Source organism: Seonamhaeicola marinus, assembly GCF_008085455.1.
The window spans coordinates 355-869 of the sequence record NZ_VSDQ01000595.1 but is presented as its reverse complement, the minus strand read 5'-3'; the positions used below and the strand labels follow the sequence as shown (position 1 = coordinate 869).

The window sequence follows — 515 nt, the reverse complement described above, 5'->3', positions numbered from 1 at the left end:
ATCTTATAAGTGCTTAATTCTGAATTAGTTATAACTTCAGAACCTTTTAAATTACGCGATGACAAATATACGTTATTATTTGACCCACCCAACACAAACAATGATTTTTTGTTTTCTAAGCTTAATGCCTTTAAAACAGCTGTAAAGTTTTTAGTTTTTGGAGCTTCAAAATTGAAGTCTTCTAAAACTGTTATAGCTTTCTCATTGGCTTTAATACTTAATGCAGATTTACGTGCTAAACGCTTTAAGTTTTTATTTAATTTAAAACTGTAGTTTCTTGGTCTTGGACCGAACATGCGACCACCACCTTTAAAAACTCCAGATTTTATACTACCAGCTCTGGCTGTACCAGTTCCTTTTTGCTTTTTTATCTTACGTGTACTTCCAGCAATCTCACTTCTTTCTTTAGATTTGTGAGTACCTTGACGTTGGTTAGCTAAGTATTGCTTAACGTCTAAATATACAGCATGATCATTTGGCTCAATAGCAAACACATCCTTAGAAAGCTCTGCTGT

At 33.4% G+C, this 515-nt stretch carries 1 protein-coding gene; it reads right to left on the bottom strand.

Features of this window, described 5'->3' with window-relative positions:
* Nucleotides 1-515 (bottom strand): 50S ribosomal protein L4 (rplD, locus tag FUA24_RS10705; protein ID WP_148542184.1); only part of this gene is annotated, 515 nt, incomplete at both ends.